Here is a 22,086-nt window from a genome sequence, read left to right on the forward strand (position 1 = left end):
CCCCTCATGGCGAACACCCGTACCTTCTCCGCCGCCGCTGCCACCGCGGCTCCGGCGGTGGCCGCTGCGACCGCTCCCGTCCGTCCCCACTCCCCCAACCGGCACCGGCTGCGCGCCGTCGCCCCCGACGAGGTCGTCCAGCAGGCCGACGTCTCGGCGCTCCTGACGCCGGGTGCGACCTGGCTGCCCGCACCCCAGCACACCCTGCCCAGCCTGCCGGGCCGCCCGCCGATGGTCGGCTACCTGGTGCTCGTGCCCGCCGACCAGCAGCCCGTCTTCGACGCCGCCGCGGCGCGGTACGCGGTGCCGGAGCCGGCCCCGGAGACGGCGGCGGGTCCGGTGGCCATCGACTCCGTACAGCGCTCCGCCTCCGTGAACGGGCGGCCGCTGGACCTCACCTACCTGGAGTTCGAGCTCCTGGCCCATCTGGTGGCCCACCCCCACCGCGTCCACACCCGCGACCAGCTGGTGACCACGGTCTGGGGTTACGGGCACGTCGGCGACGGCCGCACCGTCGACGTCCACATCGCCCGGCTGCGCCGCAAGCTGGGCGCCGAGCACCGCCGCTCGATCCAGACCGTGCGCCGGGTGGGGTACAAGTACACGCCCTGACACACGGCGAAAGGGGCGGGCCCCGGTACCGGTGAGTGCTCACCGGTGCCGGGGCCCGCCCTCGTACGCCCGGCTCAGCGCAGTCCCGGCCCGACCGGCGCCGGAGCGGGCTCCGGGTCCAGTGCGGGCTCGCCGCGGTCCAGGCCCGGCAGCCGGCCGAGGCCGCGCGGGGTGCGCCAGTTGCGCTCGCCGAGCAGCGCCATCACGGAGGGCAGCAGCACCATCCGTACGAGCGTGGCGTCCAGCAGGACCGCGACCGCGAGGCCGACGCCCATCTGCTGCATGTCCTGCATGGAGAGGGTCGCGAAGACCGAGAACACGGCCACCATGATCACGGCCGCGCCGGTCACCGCCCCGGCGGTGCGGCGGATGCCTTCGTCGATCGCGGCCCGGTTGCCGATCCCCCGGCCGTGCGCCTCGCGGATCCGGGAGACCACGAAGACGTGGTAGTCCATCGAGAGCCCGAACAGGACGACGAGGACGAACAGCGGCATCCAGGACTCGACGGCGCCGACGCCCTCCGAGCCGATCAGCCCGGCGCCCCAGCCGTGCTGGAAGACCGCGGTCATCACCCCGTAGGCGGCGGCCACGGAGAGCAGGTTGAGGACGATGGACGTCACGGCGATCACGTACGACCGGAAGCAGAACAGCATCAGCAGGAACGTCACGGCGGTGATGAAGAGGAAGACGGGGGCGATCCCGCGCTTCAGCTGGTCGTTGAAGTCGACGGACCCGGCCACCTCGCCGGTGACGTAGGCGCGGGCGCCGGTGGAGTCGAAGGCGGCGGGCAGCCGGTCCTCGCGCAGGGCGGTGAGGTCCTTCTCGCCGCCGGGCAGCGGGATCTCGAACTCGGCGATGTTCTGCGCCCGGTGCACGCTGACGTGGTCGAAGCCGGCGAGGGCCGTGCGGACGGCCGGTGCGGTGATGTCGTCGGCCTCCACGACGACCTGGGCCGGGGCGGGGCCGCCGGGGAAGGTCTCGCTGATGTGGCGGTAGGCGACGGACAGCGTGGAGTCGGAGCCGAACTGCTTCTCCAGGCCCAGGGATTCGGTCTTCATGCCGATCGCGGGCGCGGCGAGCACCAGCAGGACGGCGACGGACGCGGCGGCGAAGAACTTCGGGCGGGCGAGGACGGGGCGCAGCACCCGGCCCGCGATGCGGCCGCTCTGCTTGTCGCCCCGCTTGCCGCGCCGGTTCAGCAGCGGCACCCGGCCGGCCTCGACGCGGTCGCCGAGCCAGGACAGCAGGGCGGGCAGCACGGTGACGGAGCCCAGCACGGCGATGCACACGACGGTGATCGTGGCGAGGGCGAAGCCCTTGAAGAGCATCAGCCCGGACAGGAACATGCCGGCCATGGCGACCATGACGGTGACGCCGGAGACCAGGACGGCCCGGCCACTGGTGGCGGCGGCGATGCGCAGGGCGGTATCGGCGTCGCGTCCGGCGGCCCGCTCGTCGCGTTCGCGGCGCAGGTAGAACAGGCAGTAGTCGACGCCGACGGCGAAGCCCATCAGGAACATCACGGAGTACGTGGTCTGGAACAGGTGGAGCTGGTGGCTGGCGAGCGAGAGCAGGCCGAAGGCGGCCATGCACGCGGTGAGCGCGAGCCCGACGGGCAGCAGGGCGGCGACGACGGCGCCGAAGGCGACCAGCAGGATGCCGAGGGCCAGCGGTACGGCGGTGAACTCGGCCTTCTTGAAGTCGTCCGCGAGCAGGTCGCCGAGCCACTTGCCGGCGCTGGCGTCCCCGAACTGGCTCACGGTGACGTCCGGGTGCCCCTTCTCGACACCGGCGACCGCGTCCAGCACGGGCTGCACCCGGTCGGGGGCGGTGTCCGCGTCGCCCTTCATCTCGAAGGTGATGAGCGCGTCCTTGCGGTCCTCGGAGGCGACCGGGTCCGCGAGACCGGTGACCTCGCCGGTGTCCCGGACGGCGGCGGTCAGCTCGCGGGCGGCAGTGCGCCAGCCGTCGGGCTCGGCGGACGACACCATGACGAGTTCGCCGGCCCGGTGGCCGAGTCCCGCGTCGGAGAGGATCTGCTCGGCGCGGGCCGAGTCCCCCGCACCGTTCTCGGCGTCGGTCATCTCGACCATGCCCGAGGCGCCGCCGATGCCCGCGGCGAGTACGACGAAGAGCAGCCAGCCGAGAACGGCCGTCTTGCGGTGGTGTGCGCTCCACACACCGATACGTGCCGCGAGGTTACGCCTCATGGCGGGTTCGCCCCCTGTTGGTGGAAGTCCGACGATGCCCCTCGAATCTAGGAACGCGAGACCTGGCGCCCCAGCCGGTGAAACCCCCGGTCACGCGGCACGTAGGGCGAGGTGGCGGGGGTGGTGCTGGGTACACCCCCACCGGGTGGGGAACCGGCTGATGTGCGCGGGGCGCGCCGGGTCAGACTGTCTGCGACACGGGGCCGGCAAAGGGCCCGGCGAGGGAACGAGGGACCGGGATGGACGCGATACGGGGACGGATCGGGGCGGCGCTGCTGGCCGGGTGGCGCGGGCTGGTGGTGTCGTTCGCCGCCCTCGCGGGGTCGTGCACGCTGTTCGTACTGGCGCTGGTCTCCATCACCATGATCCCGCTGGGCATCGGCCTGGTGACCACGCCGTACATCCTGGAGGCGGTCCGCAAGCACGCCAACCAGCGGAGGCTGCTCGCGATCACCTGGTCGGACGTGCGCATCCCGGTCCCGTACCGGCCGTTCCCGAAGGATGTGCGGAGCGGGTTCACCGGGCAGGTCGAGCGGACGACGCTGATGCTGAAGGACCCGGCGACCTGGCGGGACATGCGGTGGATGGTGGTCGACATGACGGCCGGCTACACCGTGGCGATCCTGGCGGCGGCGCTGATGGTCTACCCGGTGGAGGGGTTCGTGCTGGCGGCGGGCCTGTGGCGGGTCTTCACGGACGACCGGTACTGGTACGCGTTCGTCCCGGTCGACAGCCAGGCGACGGGGCTGCTGGCCGCGGCGCTCGGTGTGGTGCTGTTCGCCTTCGGGGTGCTGGTGAGCGAGCGGCTGCTGCGGGCCCACTTCGTGCTCGCCCGGTCGGTGCTCGCCCCCACCCAGGAGCAGGAACTCGCGCTGCGCATCGACCGGTTGACCGAGACCCGGCACGAGGCGGTGGACACGGCCGCCTCCGAGCTGCGGCGCATCGAGCGCGATCTGCACGACGGGGCGCAGGCCCGGCTGGTCGCGATGGGGATGAACCTCGGCACCGTCGAGGCGCTGATCGAGAAGGACCCGGCGCAGGCGAAGAAGCTCCTGGCGATGGCCCGGGAGTCCTCGGCCGAGGCGCTGACCGAGCTGCGCGACCTGGTCCGGGGCATCCACCCGCCGGTCCTCGCGGAACGGGGTCTCGGGGACGCCGTGAAGGCGCTGGCGCTGCGGCTGCCGATCCCGTGCGACGTGGACGTGGAGCTGGGTGGCCGGGCGGAGGCGCCGGTCGAGTCGGCGGCGTACTTCGCGATCAGCGAGGCGCTGACGAACGCGGCGAAGCACTCGGGGGCCGGGCGGATCTGGGTGGACCTGCACCACACCGACGGGGCGCTCAGGTTCTCGGTCACGGACGACGGCAGGGGCGGTGCCTCGGTGGGGGCGGGCTCGGGGCTGAGCGGAATCGAACGGCGGCTCGGTACATTCGACGGCATCATGGCCGTCAGCAGCCCCGCGGGCGGTCCCACCATGGTGACCATGGAGATCCCTTGCGAGTTGTCCTAGCCGAAGATCTCTTCCTGCTGCGCGACGGCCTGGTGCGGATGCTGGAGGCGTACGACTTCGAGATCGCGGCCGCTGTCGAGACCGGGCCCGAACTCACCAAGGCTCTCGCCGAGTTGGAGCCGGACGTCGCCGTGGTCGACGTCCGGCTCCCGCCGTCCCACACGGACGAGGGCCTGCAGTGCGCGCTGGCGGCCCGGCGGGCTAGGCCGGGGCTGCCCGTCCTCGTTCTCTCGCAGCACGTCGAGCAGTTGTACGCGCGTGAGCTGCTGGCGGACGGCAACGGCGGGATCGGGTATCTGCTCAAGGACCGGGTCTTCGACGCGGACCAGTTCATCGACGCGGTGCGCCGGGTCGCGGCGGGCGGTACGGCGATGGACCCGCAGGTCATCTCGCAGCTCCTGACGCGGCGTTCGCAGGACAAGCCGATGGGCGGCCTGACGCCGCGCGAGCGGGAGGTCATGGAGCTGATGGCCCAGGGCCGGTCGAACGCGGCGATCGCCTCGCAGATGGTGATCACGGAGCGGGCGGTGGCCAAGCACACCTCGAACATCTTCGGGAAGCTGGGCCTGCCGCCGTCCGACGACGACAACCGCCGCGTTCTGGCCGTGCTGGCGTATCTGGACCGGGGTTAGCCCCTGCCGGTCAGGTGCAGGGTGGTGGCGCCCAGGTGCGGCTTCGCGCGGGATTCCAGCACCCTGACGCGGACCGCCGTGGCGGTGACGGCCTCGGGCAGCGGCAGGATGCGTTCGTGGCCGATGGTGGTGCCCTCGGCGATCCGCTGCCAGGCGCCGTTCACCCGGGCCTCGACGGCGAACCTCTCCACCCGCTGGCCGTGCCGGATGTCCTCGCGGACGGCGACGCGGTCGAAGGTGTACGGGCCCGGGCCGTGCGCCCGTGCGTCGGTGCCGTAGATCCGGCGCACATCGGCGCCGAAGGCGGTCAGCTGTGTGACGTCCTCGGCGGCGATACGGCCGTCGGGGGCGGGCGGGACGTTGAGCAGGAGCGAGGCGTTGCGGCCGACGCTCTTCTCGTAGAGGTTCATCAACTGGGCTGCGGTCTTGGGCTGTTCGTTCTCGTGGTAGAACCAGCCGGGCCGGTTGGAGACGTCCGCCTCGGCCGGGTACCACTGGAGGTGGTTCACCGCCGGGTCGAGGAGCCTGGCGCGGGAGCCGATGTCGGGGTCGGTCGAGTCGTTGGGCAGCGAGCCGAGCCCGGTCCAGGGGTCGGTGGTGTGCGGGGTGACGCTCCACTCGGTCTCACGGGCGGTGCCGTTCTCGTTGCCGACCCAGCGCACGCCCTGGGGGCCCTGGAAGACGACGGTGTCCGGCGAGAGCGCCTTGACCATGTCGAACCACTGCTTGACGTCGTACTTCTGCGTGACGCCGGAGCCGGACCAGGGGTTGGCTCCGTCGAGCCACAGCTCCTCGACGGGGCCGTACTGAGTGAAGATCTCGTAGAGCTGGTTGAGGTAGTACGCGTCGTAGTCGTCGGCCCGGACCTGGAAACTGGGCAGCCTGCCGCTCTTCACCCGGGCGGCGCGGTCGTCGCCGGGGACGAGGGTGGGGATGGTGCGCGGGGTGACGGGGCTTCCGTTGCCGAAGCGGCCCCGGCCGGCCGGGGCGCGGTCGCCGTCCTCCAGGGCCATCCGCTCGGGCAGGGAGAGCGACTGGCCGGCGGCCTCCTTGGCGCGGATCTTCTCGACCCACTCGGCGTGCCAGGCGTGCGGGAGTTCGGCGCCGTCGGAGGGCGAGAGGTAGAAGCCGACCCTCAGCCCGGCCTTGCGGGCGGCCTTCACGTAGGCGGCGACGACATCGGGGCTGCCGGGGCTGAGGGCCACCGAGTGGTCGGTGTAGCGGCTCGGGTAGAGGACGAAGCCGTCGTGGTGCTTGACGGTGAGCATGACCTGTTCGGCACCGGCGGCCTTGTAGGCGCGCATCCACTGGTCGGCGTCGATGGCGGCGGGCGCGAAGAGCTTCTCGTCCTCGGTGCCGGAGCCCCACTCGCGGCCGGTGAAGGTGTTCATGCCGAAGTGCGTGAAGGCGGTGACCTCCCGCTGCTGCCAAGCGAGTTGCCCGGCGGTGGGAACGATGTTCGCGGCCTTCTCGATGATCCGCTCAGGGCTGTCGCAGTCCTCCACCGTCATCTGCGAGGCGGGTTTCACGGGCTCCCGGCACGCCTGCCCGGCTGCGGACGGCCCGGGCGCGGCCTGCTGCGCGGCGGCGGTCACGGGGATGAGCGCGGCGGCGGCCGCCAGCGCGAGCGCGCTGAGCACATGGGTGCGTCGTGCCATGGTTCCCTCTCCTTCACGACCAGCGAGTGGTCGGATCTCTCGGGTGCCGACGCGTGCATGCTGCCGCAGAGAGGGGCGCGCGGAAAGGGCACGGACTCCATACGTCCTATGTCTGGTGACGGAAGTCCAAGTCGCCGGGACGCGCTCAGCCGTTGAACCAGGCCGCCACGTCGAGCCGGAAAGCGCCGTCCGGGGCCATCGTGCGCAGGTCGTCCTCCAGGGCGCGGACCCGTTCGGCACCGAGGGCCCGGACCCACTCGGCGCGCAGCCGGTCGAAGCCCTCGGCGGACCGCCGGAGCACGTCGACGCCCCGCGCGGTCAGCAGGACCAGCTTGCGGCGCCCGTCGGCCGGATCGTCTGCGCGCTCCACGTAGCCGAGGCTTTCGAGCCTGTCGACGGTCTTGCCCGCGGCCTGCTTGGAGACGCCGAGGCGGCGGCCGATCTCGCTGGCGGTCGCCCCCTCGACCCCGACGGCTTGGAGGGCGTAGCCGTACGCGGGCCGCATATCGGGGTGGCCCCGCTCGGCCAGTTCGCGGTGGAGCGCGTCGATGACCGTACGGAAGCCGGCGAACAGCAGCAGGGGCAGCTCGAATCCCCTGCCGGCCTCCTCGGGGCGCACTTCTCCACGTCCGCCCGGATGCCCGGCATTGCCAAACTCGACAACCTGGTTTACGTTTTTATCGTCAATCACGTTGTCGAGTTTACCCGAGAGGTCCCACCATGCCCGCGACCGCCTTCCCCGACCACACCCTGGAATCCGCCCCCGCCGCCGCCCGCCCCGGGCTGTCGGCCATCGCGCGGAAGCAGGGCTTCCTGCCGGCCGCCGCCGGACGGATGGCCGCCTCGCCCGAGGTGCTGAGCGGCTTCCTGAAGATGAACGCCCTCTTCGAGTCCACCACCCTGGACAAGCTCTCGCGCGAGGTCCTGAGCATGGCCATGGCCACCCGGAACGGCTGCCACGTCTGCGTGGCGATGCACACCGGCATACTCACCGCCCTGGACGCCGAGCCCGCCCTCGTCGCCGCCCTGCGCGAGGGCACCCCGCTCCCGGACGAACGGCTCGAAGCCATGCGGCGGTTCACCCTGGCCGTCCTCGCCGCGAACGGAGCCGTGGACGAGGCGGCGATCGAGGCGTTCACCGCCCACGGCTACACCGCGCGCAACGCCCTGGAGGTGACCCTCGGCATCGCCACCTACACCCTGTCGACCTTCGCCAACCGGATGACGGGCGCGCCGGTCGACGGCCCGCTGGCCCGGTTCGCCTGACGGCCGCGGGGCCCCGGCGGAGGGTCCCGGAGTGACCATCGCACCATTCGCTCGTTCAGCTGAATGTGCGCCCACCGTCAGAGCTACCGCAGGCCGTCGCCCCGGTCGACGCGGAACAGGCCGAGGCCGCGCTGGTCGAGCACTACCCGCGGCTGGTGCGGATCGGCTATCTCCTGCTGCCGCCCCAGCGGAGCCGCGCCCGGCGGGTGTTCGCCGCCCACGCCCTCGCCCAGCGCTCCCTCCAGGCCGCCCACCGCGCCGGTGCGGCGAGCGTCCCCCTCCCCCGCCGCCCCGGCCGCGACGGATCCGCCGACCCCGCGTACACCTACGTGCGGCGCCAGGTGCTGCGCCGGGCACTGGCGGCGGGGCGTGCCCGGCGCCTCCGGTACTGGCCGCACCGCGCCACCCTGCCGCCCGTCCTGCCGTCGGCGTGGGGGCTGCGCCTGCTCCCGCACCCGGGCGGCGCCGGTGAACTCGCCCTGGAGCGGGAGCTGGCGGCCCTCACCGCCCCCGCCCGGGCCGCGTTCGTCCTGCGCGGCCTGGAGGGGCTCGCGGACGGGGAGGTCCGGCGGGAGCTGGCCGCCGCCGGGGTCGCCGATCCGCACGCGGCCCTGACCGAGGCGGACGGGGTGCGGGCCGGGCACGGACTGCTGGGCTCCCCGGAGTTCGACCCCTGCTCGCTCCAGGCCCGGCCGCCCGATCTGCCGGGCCGCCGCAGACGCGCCCGCACCGCGCTCGCGGCCGGTGCCGCGCTCCTGGTGTGCGGGGCGCTGCTCGGGCTGCCCGGCGGGGGCTGGGGGCAGGTCGGGCTGACCGCCCCGGTGTACGCGCGCAATCCCGCGTCCGAAGCGGCCCTGGAACCGGGGGCGTTGCGCCGGGTGCCCGCGACGTACTGGCGCCACTCCGCGCGTACGGACTTCACCTCCTGGCCCACGCGCGGCGACCGCACCCAGGACACCCGGCTGCTGCGGCGCGCCCTCGCGGTGTGGGCCCGGCCGGGCGCCGGGGTCCGGACGTCGGCGACGCCGGACACGCCCACGGGCCCGCCGATGGGCGCTCCGCAGCTGCTGTTCGCGGGTGAGGTGGGGGATTCCGCGGTGGTGCTGTTCCACGACGGGCTGCGCGTCGTGCGGTACGCCGAGCCGCGCAACGCCGACCCCGCGCTGGGCGCCGCCCTCGACTTCGCGCGGGTGGACGGGGCGGACGAGGCGTCGTCGGGCGCGCTGGTGGTGGCCAGGAACGGGGACGGGGTGCGGTATCTGACGGCCCCCTGGGTGCGGGGGGCCCGAGTGCGGGACCTGCTCGCGCCGGACCGGGCGGCCCGGCCGCTGGACCGCTCCCCGGACGGGGTGACCGGCCCGCTGGCCGACCCGGCGGCGGGCTCCGGCTGCCGGTCCTGGGAGGCCGTCGAGCTGACCGGGGGCTCATCGGTGCGGCTGGTCACGGACCTGGGCGAGCTCGCCCCGGCCCGGCTCACCTCGGGCGCCCCGGGCAGCCCGCACGACGTCACGGGGCGGGCCGGGCGGGAGGGCTGGGCGCGCACCGCGTGTCTGCTGCGGACGGTCCGGTCGCACGGGGTGCGGTCGGTCAACTCCTGGGCGTACGCCCGGCAGCCGCTGCCCGAGGGCGGGGGCACGGCGCGCTGGCTGTGCACCCGGGCGGAGACCTGGCGCGGGGCCGGGAGCAGGGTCATCGCGCAGTTCCAGGCCCCGTCGGCCCGCCCGGAGGCGCCGGGCGCGGTCGCGGCGCGGGGTGAGGACGCGCCGGAGTGCGGGGCGCGGACGCCCAGGGTGCTGGCGGGCGTGCTCTGGCAGTCGCCGGGCGGGCGGTGGTACGTCCTGGCGGCGGGCAGCGAGCAGTTCGCGTCGCTGTCCACGTCGGGCGGGGTGACGGGCGCCGCCCGGGGGCGGCTGCTCGCGGTCCCCGCGGCCGAGGGCAGCCGGCCGCGGCTCCACGGACGGCTGAAGGACGGCAGCCGGGTCGACGCGCTGCACTGAGCGGCCGGTCCGGCGCGGACGGGCCCGGGAATCCGGTGCACACCCCTGTTCCCCGGGCCTACCGCTCAGTATTTTGACAACATGTCTAACACGCAGCAGCCTGCGGCGGTCGCGTCGGAGCGGACCTCCCTCAAGGCCCGCCGGGTCAGTTTCGCCTGGGACCGGACGCCCTTGCACTGGGTGCCGGGCGATCCGTTCACCACGCACACCATCAATGTGCTCCACCTCCTGCTGCCCGCCGGGGAGCGCTGGTTCATCCACGTCTACCGCCAGGTGCTCCCGTACATCCACGACGAGGAGCTGCGCCAGGACGTCATCGGCTTCATCGGCCAGGAGGCGATGCATTCCCAGGCCCATGACGACGTGCTGCCGCACCTCAAGGAGCTGGGGCTCGACCCGACGCCGTACACCGCGCAGGTCGACTGGCTCTTCGAGAAGCTGCTCGGCGACCGGACGCTGCCGCCGGGCCGGGCGCGCACCTGGTGGCTGAAGGAGCGGGTGGCGACGATCGCGGCGATCGAGCACTACACGGCGTTCCTGGGCGACTGGATACTCAACGCCGAGGAGCTGGACCGGCGCGGGGCCGACCCGACCATGCTGGACCTGCTGCGCTGGCACGGCGCCGAGGAGGTCGAGCACCGCTCGGTCGCCTTCGACGTGTTCATGCACGTCGACGGCGGCTACCGGCGGCGGGTGCGGACCTGGGCGACGGCGTTCTCCGCGCTGCTCTTCCTCTGGCAGCGCGGCACCCGGTTCTTCATGGAGAACGACCCGAGCCTGCTGGACGGCAAGGCGTCCTTCGGGCAGTTCTACCGCAGCGGCCGGCACGGCACCCTGCCCAGCACCCCGGCGATCCTGCGCTCCGTCCCGCGCTATCTGAGCCGTACGTACCACCCCTCGCAGGAGGGCAGCACGGCCCAGGCCGTCGACTACCTCACCCGCTCGCCCGCCGCAGTCGCGGCCGAGGCCCGTACGACGGAAGCCCGTTGACCATGCCGCGTTCCCTGCCCCTCCCCCGCCTGCGTACGGTCGCCGTGGCGGCCGGAGCCGTGCTGCTCGCCCGGCGGGCGATGCGCCGGCGCATCGCCACGTCCCCGCTGTGGCCGATGCCCGCGCTGGAGCAGCCCGTGTCCGGCCGGAACACGCGCCGTTCGACCACCGGGCGGCGGCTGCTGGTCACCGAGCGGACCAGCCCCGCCGAGGGCGTCGTCCAACTCCGCCTGGAGGGGCCGGAGCTGCCCGCCTGGGAGCCCGGCGCCCATCTGGACCTGGTGCTGCCCTCCGGCCTGATCCGGCAGTACTCGCTGTGCGGGGACCCCGCCGACACCGGCTCGTACACCGTGGCCGCCCGGCTCGTGGCGGACGGGCGCGGCGGCTCCCGCGAGGTGCACACGGCGCTCCACGAGGGCGCCGAGATCGAGGTGCGCGGCCCGCGCAACCGCTTCCCGCTCGCCGCCGCCCCCGCCCATCTCCTGATCGCCGGTGGCATCGGCATCACCCCGGTCCTGCCGATGGTCCGCCGGCTGGCCGCCGAGGGCGCCGACTGGCGGCTGGTGTACGGGGGCCGGAGCCGGGACACGATGCCGTTCCTGGAGGAGGTCGAGAAGCTGGGCGCGGGCGGCGGCCGGGTCACGGTCGTCCCGCAGGACGAGGCGGGGCACCCGGATCTCGCCGCTGCCCTCGCGGACGCGGCCGACGGCACGGCGGTCCACTGCTGCGGCCCGCAGCCCCTGATGGACGCGGTCGCCGCCGCCCTGCCACCCGGCTGCACCCTGCACCTGGAACGCTTCACGGCGGCCCCCAGCCCGGGCGGTGCGGCCCCGTTCGAGGTGGAGCTGCGCCGCTCGGGGCTCACGGTGCCGGTCGCGGCGGACCAGTCGGTGCTGGCCGCCGTGCGGGCCGCACTGCCGCATGTCACGTACTCCTGCGAGCAGGGCTTCTGCGGTACGTGCCAACAGCGCGTCCTGGCGGGCGAGGTGGAGCACCGCGACGAGCTGCTGACGGACGCGGAGCGCGCGGACTCCATGCTGATCTGCGTCTCCCGGTGCCGGGGCGGCGGCCGGCTGGTGCTGGACCTCTGATCCGGCCCGGACCCACCGGTCGGTACGCTGGAGGGCATGACGACCGGGGTGCGGCGCAGGATGGGCGTCGAGGAGCGCAGGCAGCAGCTGATCGGCGTCGCGCTGGAGTTGTTCAGCCACCGGGCGCCGGACGAGGTGTCGATCGACGAGATCGCGGCGGCGGCCGGGATCTCGCGGCCCCTGGTCTACCACTACTTCCCGGGCAAACAGAGCCTGTACGAGGCGGCGCTGAGCCTGGCAGCCGACGAGCTGGCGGCGAGGTTCCTGGAGCCGCGCGAAGGGCCGCTCGGCGCACGGCTGCTGCGGGTGATGGGCCGGTTCTTCGACTTCGTGGAGGAGCACGGGCCCGGGTTCGCCGCGCTGATGCGGGGCGGTCCGGCGGTGGGCTCGTCCACGGCGAACGCCATGATCGACGGGGTGCGCCAGGCCGCCTGCGAACAGATCCTGGCCCATCTGGACGTCGGGGAGCCCCCGGCCCGACTGGAGTTGGTCGTACGGTCCTGGGTGTCGCTCGCCGAGTCGACGGCGCTCCTCTGGCTGGACGGGCGGCGGGTGCCCCGGGCCGAGCTGGAGCTGCAGCTCGTCCACGACTTCGCCGCGCTGGCCGCTGTGAGCGCGGCGTACGACGAGGAGATGGCGGGGATCGTGCTGCGGGTGCTGGCGCAGGAGCCGGCCGACGGGCCGTTCGGTGACCTGCTGACCCGGCTCTCCGCGCTGGCGCCGGCCGTTCCGGCGGTGCCGGCGCAGCGGCTGCCGTAGGGGGCGGCGCGGGCGCCGCCCCCGGGGCCTTCAGCGTCGTACGGACACGAAGGGCTGGGGTTCCGCGCCCGCGGTGGTCGAGGTGCCGACCACCGTGAGCCCCGCCCGGCCGCCGGTCACCGCGCTCGCCACGTTCTCGGCCGGGTCCGTCGCCGCGGGCTGCGGGAGCGCGAGGTCCTTCCAGCGGTCCCGGCCCGTGGGCTGCCACGCCCACGCCAGTGCGTCCCTCCGCTCACCGAGGGTCTGGCCGACGACGGCGATCCCGCCCCCGGAGCGTGCGGTGACGCCGAAGAGCCGTGCGGGCACGTCCGGCACGGCGAGCTTGTGCCAGCCGGTGGCGTCGTGGCGGGCGACCAGGGCGCGCGTCGTCCCGTCCTCGGGCGACCAGTCCTCGCCCACCAGCCACAACGCGCCGTCCCCGGTCACCGCGAACTTCTGGGCCTGCCCGGGGATGTCCGTGACGCCGGGGGCGTCCGCCCGCTGCCAGGAGGCGCCGTCGTAGTGCAGCAGCAGCGGACGGCCGCTGTCACCGTCGTAACCGGCCGCCCAGATGTCGTCGTCTGCCACCGCCTGTATGCCGTTCAGGTACCAGTACTCGCTGGGCAGTTCGGGAAGCGGTACGTCACGCCAGGCCGTTCCGTCGAAGTGGCGGACGATTCCGGCGGTCCGGTACTGGATGTTCCAGGTCCCCTTCGCCTCGTTCCAGGTGCGGGAGACCTCGATCTGCGCGTTCCCGGCGGCCCAGGCGCCGCCCGCACAGGCGTCCACGTCCAGCAGCGAACCGGCGTCCGACTTCTCCGGCAGCTCCGCCGCCACGACCTGCCAGCGCTTGCCGTCGAAGTGCTGGGTGTACACCTTTCCGTCCAGGGCGGCGGAGTCGTCGCCGACGAGCCACACGTCACGGCCGCCGTTCGCGTCCATGGCGTTGATCCGGCTGCTGACCTCACCGGCGGCCGCGGTCGCCGCGGGCACGGGCGTCCACGCCGCGCCGGGCTCGGCACGTTCTGCCACGACGGGCCGGAAGCGCGTCACCTGGCCCTCGTTGTGGATGGTGAACCCGGCCGCCCAGGTCCTCCCCAGCCCCACGTTCGCGACGTCGAGGAGTGTGGCGTCGGTGTACGGGGTCGCCTCGTCCGACCAGGTGCGCCCGGCCCCGTCCAGCGCGGAGGCGGGCACGGGCGCGGACAGGGCGACGGTCAGGGCGGCCGTGGCCACGGCGACGTGGAGCAGTGAGCGGCGGCTGTACTTCAGCACAGGGTGGTTCCTTCCGGAGACGGTCTCACCCGGTAAGTGCCGCGGACCGCCCGCCGGGTTGCACCCCGGGCCGGATCAGACCTTGCGGTAGGAGGGGTCGAGGTCCCGGGCCTCCGCCGAGAGGTGCAGCGTCGGACCTGTGACCGCGCCGAGGTGGGCGCGCAGGAGCTCCAGGACGGCCTCGGTGAGCCGGGCCTTGGTCTCGGGGGTGCGGCCGGGCAGCAGCGAGATGTCCACGTGCACGAGCGCGTCGCCGCCTGGCGCGTCCGCGACCACGGTCTCCTCGGCCCGCCGGAAGCGGGTCTTGCAGGCGGCGATCCTGGTGTCGACGGTCTCGGCGACGACCGGGTGCAACGCGAGGGCGAACGCGGGGCGGTCGAAGGCGTCGCCGAGCTCGGCGGAGTAGTCGACGGTGATCTGCGGCATGGCGGTCTCCGGGGCGGTCGGGGCGTGGACGGACGCCGCCCAGCCTTCCCGTACCGGGGAAGGCGCACAACAAGGATTCACTATGTGAGCAGTTCGCCGTGGAGTGCCAGGGCGAGACCCGCCTCCGCGCTGTCCGCCCTGCCCTGCTCGAAGGCGCGCCGGTAGGCCGCGTCGCCGACCGCCTCCCGGGCGCGCCGTTCGCACGTCTCGCGGACCGGGCCCAGCTCGGGGGTGCCGCGCTGGGGGTGGCCGACCATGCGCCAGTAGACCTGTCCGGTGCCGTAGACGCGGGCGGCCCTGGCCCCCTCGCCCTGGGCGGCGATGGCGGCGGCCAGGATGTCCAGGCCGAGCGCGATGCCGAAGCGGTCGCGGAGCCGGTGCTTGCCGGCGAGCATGGCCCGGGCGTGCGCGGCGGAGGGTTCGGCGCGGCCCTGGAGCAGGGCGATCAGCGCGAGTTGGTAGTCCACGTAGGACCGGGTCCAGCACTCGTCCTGGGCGTCGCAGGCCGCCCGCAGCACGACGGCGGCCGACGCGGCCTCCTCCAGGCGGCCGAGCCCGGTGAGGGCGAAGACGGTGATGAGGTGGCAGCGCAGCCGGTAGGCCGCTTCGAGCCTGGTCCCGGACGCGGTGCTCCGCAGCACCCGTCGCGCCTCGCGGAGGCCCTTCTCGGGTTCGCCGGTCATCAGGTGGGTGAGTCCGCGCAGATAGGCGGCGGCGAGGATGCCCTCGTCGGTGCCGTCGGCGGCGGCCTCGCGGACGCACTCGCGGCCGATGCGTTCGGCGGCCGGGTAGTCGCCCTGGAGCAGCACGCAGATCCCGAGCACCCACAGCACCCGGGTGCGGTGGGGGCCTTCGGCCGGTCCGGTGTCCAGGGCGCGCTGGGCGTAGCCCCGGGTCTGCGGGAGGTGGCCGCAGCAGCACCAGAAGAAGCCGATCCGGCCGGCCATCTCCTGGGCGGCGGCGGGGTCGTGGGCGAGGAGGTGGTCCAGCGCGGCGCACAGGTCGGCGTGCGCGTCGGCGATGCGGTGGTACCAGAGGATCTGGTCGTCGCCGGTCCACCCGGCGTGGGCGTTGCGGGCCAGGCTCAGGAAGCAGGCGGCGTGCCGGTCGGCGGCCTCCCGTTCCTCGCCGAGCTCCGCGAGCCACATCCGGCCGTACTCGCGCAGGGTGTCGAGCATGCGGTGGCGGGTGCCCTCGCGGGTGACGACGGATTTGGCGGCCAGGCCGCGCAGGGCGGCGCGGACGCCGTCCTCGGTGAGGGGGCCGCCGGCGCAGACGGTGACGGCGGTGTCCTCCTCGAAGTCGCCACGCAGCACGGTGAGCCGGGCCCAGAGGAGCCGTTCGAGCGGGGTGCACAGCTCGTGGGACCAGCCGATGGCGGTGCGCAGGGTGCGGTGGCGGACCGGGCGGAGCGTGGCGTCGGCGAAGACGTCGAGCCGGGAGCCGAGGCGCTGGGCGATCTCCTGGACGCTCTGCCGCCCGACCGCCGCCGCGGCGAGCTCGATGGCGAGCGGGATGCCGTCGAGGCGGCGGCAGATGTCGGCGGCGGCCTCGGCGGTGCCCGGTTCCCGGAAGGGGGTGGCGGGGGCGGCGGCCGTGGCGCGTTCCCGGAAGAGCGTGAGCGCGTCGGCGGACCCGTCGACGGGCAGCGGGTCGACCTCCACGAGCTGTTCGCCCCGCAGGTCCAGGGGCTGGCGGCTGGTGGCGAGGACGGTGAGCCCGGGCGAGGTGGTGAGGATCTCGCCGAGGAGGTGGGCGCAGGCGGGGAGCAGGTGCTCGCAGGAGTCCAGGACGAGCAGGAGCTGCTTGTCGGCGAGCCATTCGCACAGCACGTCGATGGGCGGGCGCAGGGTGTGGTCGCTGAGGCCGACCGCGTCGGAGACGGTGGCGAGGAGGAGTTCGTCGTCGTGCAGGGGGGCGAGGTCGGCCCACCGGACGCCGTCGCGGTAGCCGGGGGCGGCACGACGGGCGGCGCGGAGGGCGAGCCGGGTCTTGCCGACGCCTCCGGTGCCGGTGAGGGTGGTCAGCCGGCCGGTGGCGAGGGCGTGTTCGAGCCCGGTGAGCTCGGCCGTCCGTCCGACAAAGCTGGTGGTCTCCTCGGGGAGGTTGCTGGCCATCGTCACCGTCGCTGCACAGGTGGAGTGAAAGGCATGCCCGGAGGTAGGGCGTGCTCCGAAAGTCCCGCCTGCCGGGCGGGCGGACGGCGTTACTTTCGGAGCACGCCCTGCGACACCCCCGGGCGGCTGCCCACACGGTAGTCCCGTAACGGTCAGCGCAGGGTGAACACCGCCACCGTGCGTCCCGGAACGGTGAAGCTGCCCGAACTCCGCTCGTACGAGGACTTCTTGACGGTAGAATCCGCGCCCTTCGCCTGAACGGGGTGCAGGGCGTAGTCCTCACCGGCCAGCGCGGCGACCTTCTGGGTGGTGGTGCCGGGGGCCGCGTTGAAGACGACGACGAGCTTGCCGAGGCGCATCGTGATCACGCCGGGGGTCTCGTCCTTGCCGGACAGCGGGAAGGTGAGCCGGGACCGCACCTGCGCGGCGCTCGCCAGGTCGAAGTCCTCCTCCGTGGTGCGGATGGTGAGCAGGTCCTGGTACGCGGCCGAGGCGCCGTTGATCTGTGCGCAGCCCGGGGTGACCGTGGCGTTGGTCAGCAGGGGCTTCGCGTAGGGCCACTTGGCCTCGTTGTCGGCGGCCGGCGGCAGTCCGCGCCCGAAGCCGTTGCCGGCCCGGCAGTCCCAGTGCAGGGCGTTGAACCAGTCGCCGCTGTCGAAGGAGTTGCGGTCCAGCGACTTGGAGCGCAGCAGGTCCGTGCCGGCCTGGGAGAGCGCCGGGCCCTGGGAGAGGGTCGCCGTCGCCATGGCCAGGACCTGCATCCGGGCCCGGTCCGCGGCCGGGGTGCCGGCCGGGAGCTTGAACGCGAGCGCGTCGTACAGGGACTCGTTGTCGTGGGCGTCGGCGTAGGCGAGGGCGTCACCGGGTTCGGCGGCGTATCCGGCCGGGGCGCCGTTGTAGTCGACGCCGGAGCCCTTGACCGTGTTCCCGGAGGTGTCGGTGAAGGTGTAGTCGGCGAGGTTGCCGGTGAGGCCGACCTTGATCAGGTCCTGGTAGTGCAGCAGGCGGGCCTTCTGCTCGGCCCGCGTGCCGTTGGCGGCGGAGGTGTTGGGGTCGGTGTAGAGGCCGGTGGCGAAGCCCTGCACGCCGGGGTCCTCGTCGAACGGGGAGCCGCCGCGTACGGCGTCCCGGGCCCGGTCGGAGAAGGTGGCGATGCCGGTGCCGGCCATGTTCTTCTGGGTGGCCTGGACGAAGCGGGCGTCGTCGGCGATCTCACCGAAGTTCCAGCCCTCCCCGTACAGGATGATCTTCTTGCCGTCCACGCCGTCCTTGGCGACGGTCAGCGCGTCGAGGGCCTTGCGGACGGCCAGGATGTTGGCCTTGGGGTGGTGGCCCATCAGGTCGAAGCGGAAGCCGTCGACCTTGTACTCCTTGGCCCAGGTGACCACCGAGTCCACGACGAGCTTGCCCATCATGGTGTTCTCGGGGGCGGTGTTGGCGCAGCAGGTGGAGGTGGCGACGGTGCCGTCCTCCAGGAGCCGCTGGTAGTAGCCGGGCACGATCCGGTCGAGGACGGACTTGTCGTCCTGGCCGGAGGCGACGGTGTGGTTGTAGACGACGTCCATGACGGTCCGCAGCCCGGCGCCGTTGAGGCCCTGGACCATCTGCCGGAATTCGACGGTGCGCTTCGTGCCGTCCGGGTCGGAGGCGTAGCTGCCCTCGGGGACGGTGTAGTGCAGCGGGTCGTAGCCCCAGTTGAAGCCGTCCTTCGCGGCGGCCTTCGCCACGCACGCCTGCTGTTCGGCGGAGTCGGGGGCGTAGACGGACAGGTCGCAGGCGGGCTTCTGCTGGTCCTTCTTCCTCTCGGGAACGGTCCCGATGTCGAAGGCGGGCAGCAGATGGACGTAGCTGGTGCCGGAGTCCGCGAGCCGCTTGAGGTGCTTCATCCCGTCGGAGCGGGTGTCGGTGAAGGCCAGGTACTCGCCGGGGTGCTTCGAGGTGGGGTCCGCGATGGAGAAGTCGCGGATCTGGATCTCCTGGATCTGCGCGTCGCGCAGCGGCACGGCGGCGGGCTTGCGGAGCGTGTCCCAGCCCTTGGGGGCGAGCTCGCGGTCCTCCAGGTCGACGACGAGGCTGCGGGCGGAGTCGGTGGTCAGGGCGGTGGAGTAGGGGTCGGTGACCTTGTTGGTGACGAGCTTCTGGACGGTGGGCGCCCAGACGTTCACGACGTACCGGTAGGGCTTGCCGGTCCAGTTCTTCTTCCCGGTGACGGACCAGACGCCGGTGCGGTCGTCGCGCCGCATGGGGACGGTCTTCCCGTCGAGTTCGAGGGCGACGGTACGGGCGGTGGGCGCCCACACCGAGAGGGTGGGGGTGCCGTGGCGGAAGACCGGGCCGAGCGCGGCTCCGCTCGCCTTCGCGCCGTAGAGGTCGTCCAGGACTCCGGCGCTCTGCACCCCGGTGGCGGCGAGCAGGGCCCCGTTGGCGGCGCGCTGGGTGGCGATGAGCTGGCCGCGCAGGGCGTCGCGGACGCGGTCGCGGTCCCGGGCGTCGACGGTGAAGGCGGGGTAGTCCTTGAGGTGCGGGTACTTCGCCTTCTGGGCGTCGGTCAGCGCGGAGGGGGTGAGGCGGAGCCACTGGCCCTCGTCGCTGAGGGCGCCGTCCTCGACGGTGATGCCGCCCTTCTGCGCGTACACGAGCTGCTGGCTGGTGGCCTCGGTGGCCTTCACCTTCCAGACGACCGTGCCGGCGTCGATCCACTGCGCCTCGGCCTTGGTCAGGTCGGGCGTCGGCACGCCTCCGGCCTGCGGGAGCAGGTAGCCGCCCCGGCCGCCGAGCATCCACACTTCGTGGCCGTACGTGGCGAGGTCGAGGGACTGGTCGCTGGGGAGGTCCTTCTCGTCGCCCCGGTGCAGGATGTAGCTGAGCGAGGTGGCCCCGTCGGTGAGCGGGACCTCGAAGGTGAGCCCGGAGGCGTCCTTCTTCACGGGCTGGAGCGGCTTGGCCCAGTCCGTGGGCTCCTTGGCGCCGGTCCAGGTGTGCAGACCCCAGCCGTCGTAGTCGCCGTCGGCCCGGTAGTAGTGCAGGACGGCCTTGGTGGTGTCCTGCTCCGGGTAGGCCCCGTCCGGCGCGGTGTCGGCCTGGCCGTCCTCGCCCTGCGCGATCCACACCTCACCGGTCTTCGCGAGGTCCACGGTGCGCTCGGGTCCGTCGGCGGTCCCGGACTTCCCTACGGTGTACGGGACGGTGGCGGCGCCCTCGGGCACCTCGATCCAGGCGAACGCGCCGTACGCGTCGCGCCCTGCGAACGCGGCGGTGGCCCCGCCGGACTCGGCCTCCCAGCCGTCGTAGTCGCCGTCGGCGCGCTTGTAGTGGACGACCGCGTAGTCCCGCTCGACGGCGACGGGCTTGGCGGGGGCGGGCGCCTGTCCGGCGGTGGAGGAGGCGGTGGCGCTCGCGGTGCGGCCGGCGCGGTCCACCACGACGGCCTTGTAGCGCAGCGGTGTTCCGGCGGCGGTCCGGTCGCTCAGCGTCTGGGTGACCTTGTACGGGGCGTGGTCGGCGGTGCCGAGGGTGGTCCACCTGCCGTTGCCGGTCTGGGCGGCGAAGACGACTCGGTTGAGCGAGCCGCCGTCCACGTCGGCGGTGAGCTCGACGGTGCCGGTGGCGCCCGCGGCGGGGGCCTTCAGGGTGACGGAGGGCCTGGTCGCCGGGGCGGCGAGGGGCTCGGCCGCGCGGAGCACGATGCTCGACAGGGCCGGGACGGTGACCTTCACGGTCTTGTCGGCGCCGCTGCGGACCGTACCGGTACCGCCGTACAGCGTGCGGAAGTCCATGCGGGCGGACCCGGTGGGCAGCTCGACCGTCTTCGCGGAGGTGCCGTTGTTGGTGGCGACGACGTACTCGGTGCCGCGCTTCGCGTCCGTGCGCGAGAAGGCGTACACCGGGCCCTCGGCGTACCGCTCGGTCTGGACGCCGTCGCGGAGCGCCGGGTTGTCCCGGGTCAGCTTCGAGAGGGCGGCGATGGTGCGGTAGAGCGGGTGGTTCTCGTCGTACGCGTCGGAGGCGTGCGTGCGGTCGGTGCCCAGCTCGTCGTCGTCCAGGTAGTCGGCGGTCTTCGAGGCGAACATCGTCTGGCGGGCGTCCTTGTCGCCGCCCGCGCCGGTGAAGCCCTGCTCGTCGCCGTAGTAGACGACGGGGTTGCCCCGGCCGAGGAACATCAGCTCGTTGGCGAGCTCGGCACGCTTCACCAGCTCCGCGTCACCGGCGCCGGGGTTGTCCTGCTTCAGGAACGTGCCGATGCGGCCCATGTCGTGGTTGCCGAGGAAGGTCACCTGCTCGTAGGCGTTGGCCTTGTCGGTGGTGTACCGGTAGTCGTCGCCGAAGACGGCGGCGAGCTTCGAGGCCGGGGCGCCCTGCGAGGCGTACTGGCGGGCCGCCTCCTGGAAGGGGAAGTCGAGCGTGGCGTCCAGACGGCCCTGGGTGACGTACGGCGAGGTGACGGCGGTGTCCGAGGAGTAGACCTCGCCGAACATGAAGAAGTCCTTGCGCCCGTGCTTCGCCGCGTAGGCGTCGAGCGCGGTGGCCCACTGGGTCCAGAAGTCCATGTCGACGTGTTTCACGGTGTCGATCCGGAACCCGTCGATGTCGAAGTCCCGGACCCACTTCTCGTAGATCTTCTCCATGCCGGAGACGACCTCGGGCCGCTCGGTCCACAGGTCGTCGAGCCCGGAGAAGTCGCCGTAGGTGGTGGACTCGCCGGCGTAGGTCGAGTCCCCCCGGTTGTGGTACATCGTCGGGTCGTTGAGCCAGGACGGCGTCTTGCCGCCGCCGCTCACCGGCTTGTACGGGAAGGAGTCGGCGTCCACCTTCGCCATGCCGGCGGCGTCGTCGAAGGGGCGCCCGTCGCGGTCGAGGTAGGGGTAGGCGCCCTTGGACTTGTAGCCGTAGGTCTTCTCGGCGTAGTCGACGGTGTCCGCGGTGTGGTTGGTGATGACGTCGAAGAAGACCTTCATGCCCTTGCGGTGGGCCTTGTCGATCAGCTTCGCCAGGTCGGCGTTGGTGCCGAAGTGCGGGTCGACCTGGGTGAAGTCGGTGATCCAGTAGCCGTGGTAGCCGGCCGACGCGTCCTTGCCGGTGCCCTGCACGGGCCGGTTCTTGAAGATGGGCGCCAGCCAGATGGCGGTGGTGCCGAGCCCCTTGATGTAGTCGAGCCGGTCGGTCAGCCCCTTGAGGTCGCCGCCCTGGTAGAACCCCTTGTCGGTGGGGTCGTAGCCGGTCTCCAGGCGCGAACCGGTGAGCCCGCCCCGGTCGTTGCCCGTGTCCCCGTTGGCGAACCGGTCGGGCATCACGAAGTAGAACTGCTCGCGGGTCAGGTCGTGCCGGGTGGCCTGGGCGGCCAGCTTGGCGTCCGAGGGCGCGGCGGGCGGCCGGGCCGCGGCGGCGGGCAGCGCGGGCACCAGGGCCGCGCACAGGGCGGCCGCGACGACGGCGGTCGCCGTTCTGCGTGCGGGCACGCGCGGGTACGGACGTTTCACTCGGGCTCTCCTAGCGGGGTTACGGGGGTGTGCGGGGCCGGACGGGCCGCTGGGGGACGGCCCGCCCGGCGGGTGGGGGGTGGAGGCCG

15 protein-coding genes are annotated in these 22,086 nt (G+C 73.3%); 8 read left to right on the forward strand and 7 right to left on the reverse strand.

The genetic code is table 11. The features are described 5' to 3' along the window. The first annotated feature begins 6 nt into the window (after positions 1 to 6). Entirely contained in the window at positions 7 to 612 is a 606-nt protein-coding gene (locus ACZ6C6_RS02150; RefSeq protein WP_469198153.1) for a winged helix-turn-helix domain-containing protein, read from the forward strand. Between the two features lie 74 nt (positions 613 to 686). On the opposite strand, the gene ACZ6C6_RS02155 is transcribed toward ACZ6C6_RS02150, so the two are convergent. Further along, positions 687 to 2,822, reverse strand: a complete 2,136-nt coding sequence (locus tag ACZ6C6_RS02155; RefSeq protein ID WP_469198154.1) for an MMPL family transporter — start codon at positions 2,820 to 2,822, stop codon at positions 687 to 689. A 239-nt stretch (positions 2,823 to 3,061) separates the two neighbouring features. Here ACZ6C6_RS02155 and ACZ6C6_RS02160 point away from each other — a divergent pair, with 239 nt between their 5' ends. Both ACZ6C6_RS02160 and ACZ6C6_RS02165 read left to right on the forward strand, forming a co-directional pair. Next, a complete protein-coding gene (locus ACZ6C6_RS02160) occupies positions 3,062 to 4,330 on the forward strand; it encodes a sensor histidine kinase (protein ID WP_469198156.1) in 1,269 nt (422 codons plus the stop codon). Continuing rightward, on the forward strand, positions 4,315 to 4,962 hold the full coding sequence (locus ACZ6C6_RS02165) for a LuxR C-terminal-related transcriptional regulator (RefSeq protein ID WP_026171579.1): 648 nt from the start codon (positions 4,315 to 4,317) through the stop codon (positions 4,960 to 4,962). Before ACZ6C6_RS02160 ends, ACZ6C6_RS02165 begins: the two co-directional genes overlap by 16 nt. Here the strand turns inward: ACZ6C6_RS02165 and ACZ6C6_RS02170 are convergent. Together ACZ6C6_RS02170 and ACZ6C6_RS02175 are read right to left on the reverse strand one after the other, a co-directional pair. Further along, positions 4,959 to 6,620 (reverse strand): alpha-L-fucosidase, encoded by a 1,662-nt coding sequence (locus ACZ6C6_RS02170; RefSeq protein WP_469198158.1) that lies wholly within the window; start codon positions 6,618 to 6,620, stop codon positions 4,959 to 4,961. The two genes, ACZ6C6_RS02165 and ACZ6C6_RS02170, sit on opposite strands and share 4 nt — an antisense overlap. A gap of 145 nt (positions 6,621 to 6,765) precedes the next feature. Continuing rightward, positions 6,766 to 7,239, reverse strand: coding sequence for a MarR family winged helix-turn-helix transcriptional regulator (locus tag ACZ6C6_RS02175; RefSeq protein WP_469198160.1), 474 nt, complete (start codon positions 7,237 to 7,239; stop codon positions 6,766 to 6,768). Positions 7,240 to 7,340: 101 nt separating this feature from the next. Between ACZ6C6_RS02175 and ACZ6C6_RS02180 the strand changes: the two genes are divergently transcribed. The 5 genes from ACZ6C6_RS02180 (at position 7,341) to ACZ6C6_RS02200 (ending at position 12,723) form a co-directional block, all read left to right on the forward strand. Continuing rightward, positions 7,341 to 7,886: a carboxymuconolactone decarboxylase family protein gene (locus ACZ6C6_RS02180; RefSeq protein WP_469198162.1), complete on the forward strand. Its 546-nt coding sequence runs from the start codon at positions 7,341 to 7,343 to the stop codon at positions 7,884 to 7,886. Positions 7,887 to 7,951: 65 nt separating this feature from the next. Further along, on the forward strand, positions 7,952 to 9,883 hold the full coding sequence (locus tag ACZ6C6_RS02185) for a hypothetical protein (RefSeq protein ID WP_469198164.1): 1,932 nt from the start codon (positions 7,952 to 7,954) through the stop codon (positions 9,881 to 9,883). An 81-nt stretch (positions 9,884 to 9,964) separates the two neighbouring features. Then, on the forward strand, positions 9,965 to 10,873 hold the full coding sequence (locus ACZ6C6_RS02190) for a metal-dependent hydrolase (protein WP_469198166.1): 909 nt from the start codon (positions 9,965 to 9,967) through the stop codon (positions 10,871 to 10,873). 2 nt (positions 10,874 to 10,875) lie between these two features. Continuing rightward, a complete protein-coding gene (locus ACZ6C6_RS02195; RefSeq protein ID WP_469198168.1) occupies positions 10,876 to 11,964 on the forward strand; it encodes a PDR/VanB family oxidoreductase in 1,089 nt (362 codons plus the stop codon). 36 nt (positions 11,965 to 12,000) lie between these two features. After that, positions 12,001 to 12,723 carry a TetR/AcrR family transcriptional regulator gene (locus tag ACZ6C6_RS02200; protein WP_469198174.1) on the forward strand — a complete coding sequence of 241 codons (723 nt, stop codon included), beginning with the start codon at positions 12,001 to 12,003 and terminating at the stop codon, positions 12,721 to 12,723. 30 nt (positions 12,724 to 12,753) lie between these two features. On the opposite strand, the gene ACZ6C6_RS02205 is transcribed toward ACZ6C6_RS02200, so the two are convergent. The 4 genes from ACZ6C6_RS02205 to pulA form a co-directional block, all read right to left on the reverse strand. Then, positions 12,754 to 13,977: a hypothetical protein gene (locus ACZ6C6_RS02205; RefSeq protein ID WP_469198176.1), complete on the reverse strand. Its 1,224-nt coding sequence runs from the start codon at positions 13,975 to 13,977 to the stop codon at positions 12,754 to 12,756. A gap of 75 nt (positions 13,978 to 14,052) precedes the next feature. Then, a complete protein-coding gene (locus ACZ6C6_RS02210; protein WP_469198178.1) occupies positions 14,053 to 14,403 on the reverse strand; it encodes a 5-carboxymethyl-2-hydroxymuconate Delta-isomerase in 351 nt (116 codons plus the stop codon). A gap of 80 nt (positions 14,404 to 14,483) precedes the next feature. Further along, positions 14,484 to 16,520, reverse strand: coding sequence for an ATP-binding protein (locus ACZ6C6_RS02215; protein ID WP_469198180.1), 2,037 nt, complete (start codon positions 16,518 to 16,520; stop codon positions 14,484 to 14,486). A 152-nt stretch (positions 16,521 to 16,672) separates the two neighbouring features. Next, positions 16,673 to 21,997, reverse strand: coding sequence for a pullulanase-type alpha-1,6-glucosidase (gene pulA, locus ACZ6C6_RS02220; protein ID WP_469198182.1), 5,325 nt, complete (start codon positions 21,995 to 21,997; stop codon positions 16,673 to 16,675). Between the last annotated feature and the right edge of the window lie 89 nt (positions 21,998 to 22,086).

This window comes from Streptomyces sp. NPDC041814 (assembly GCF_055590565.1).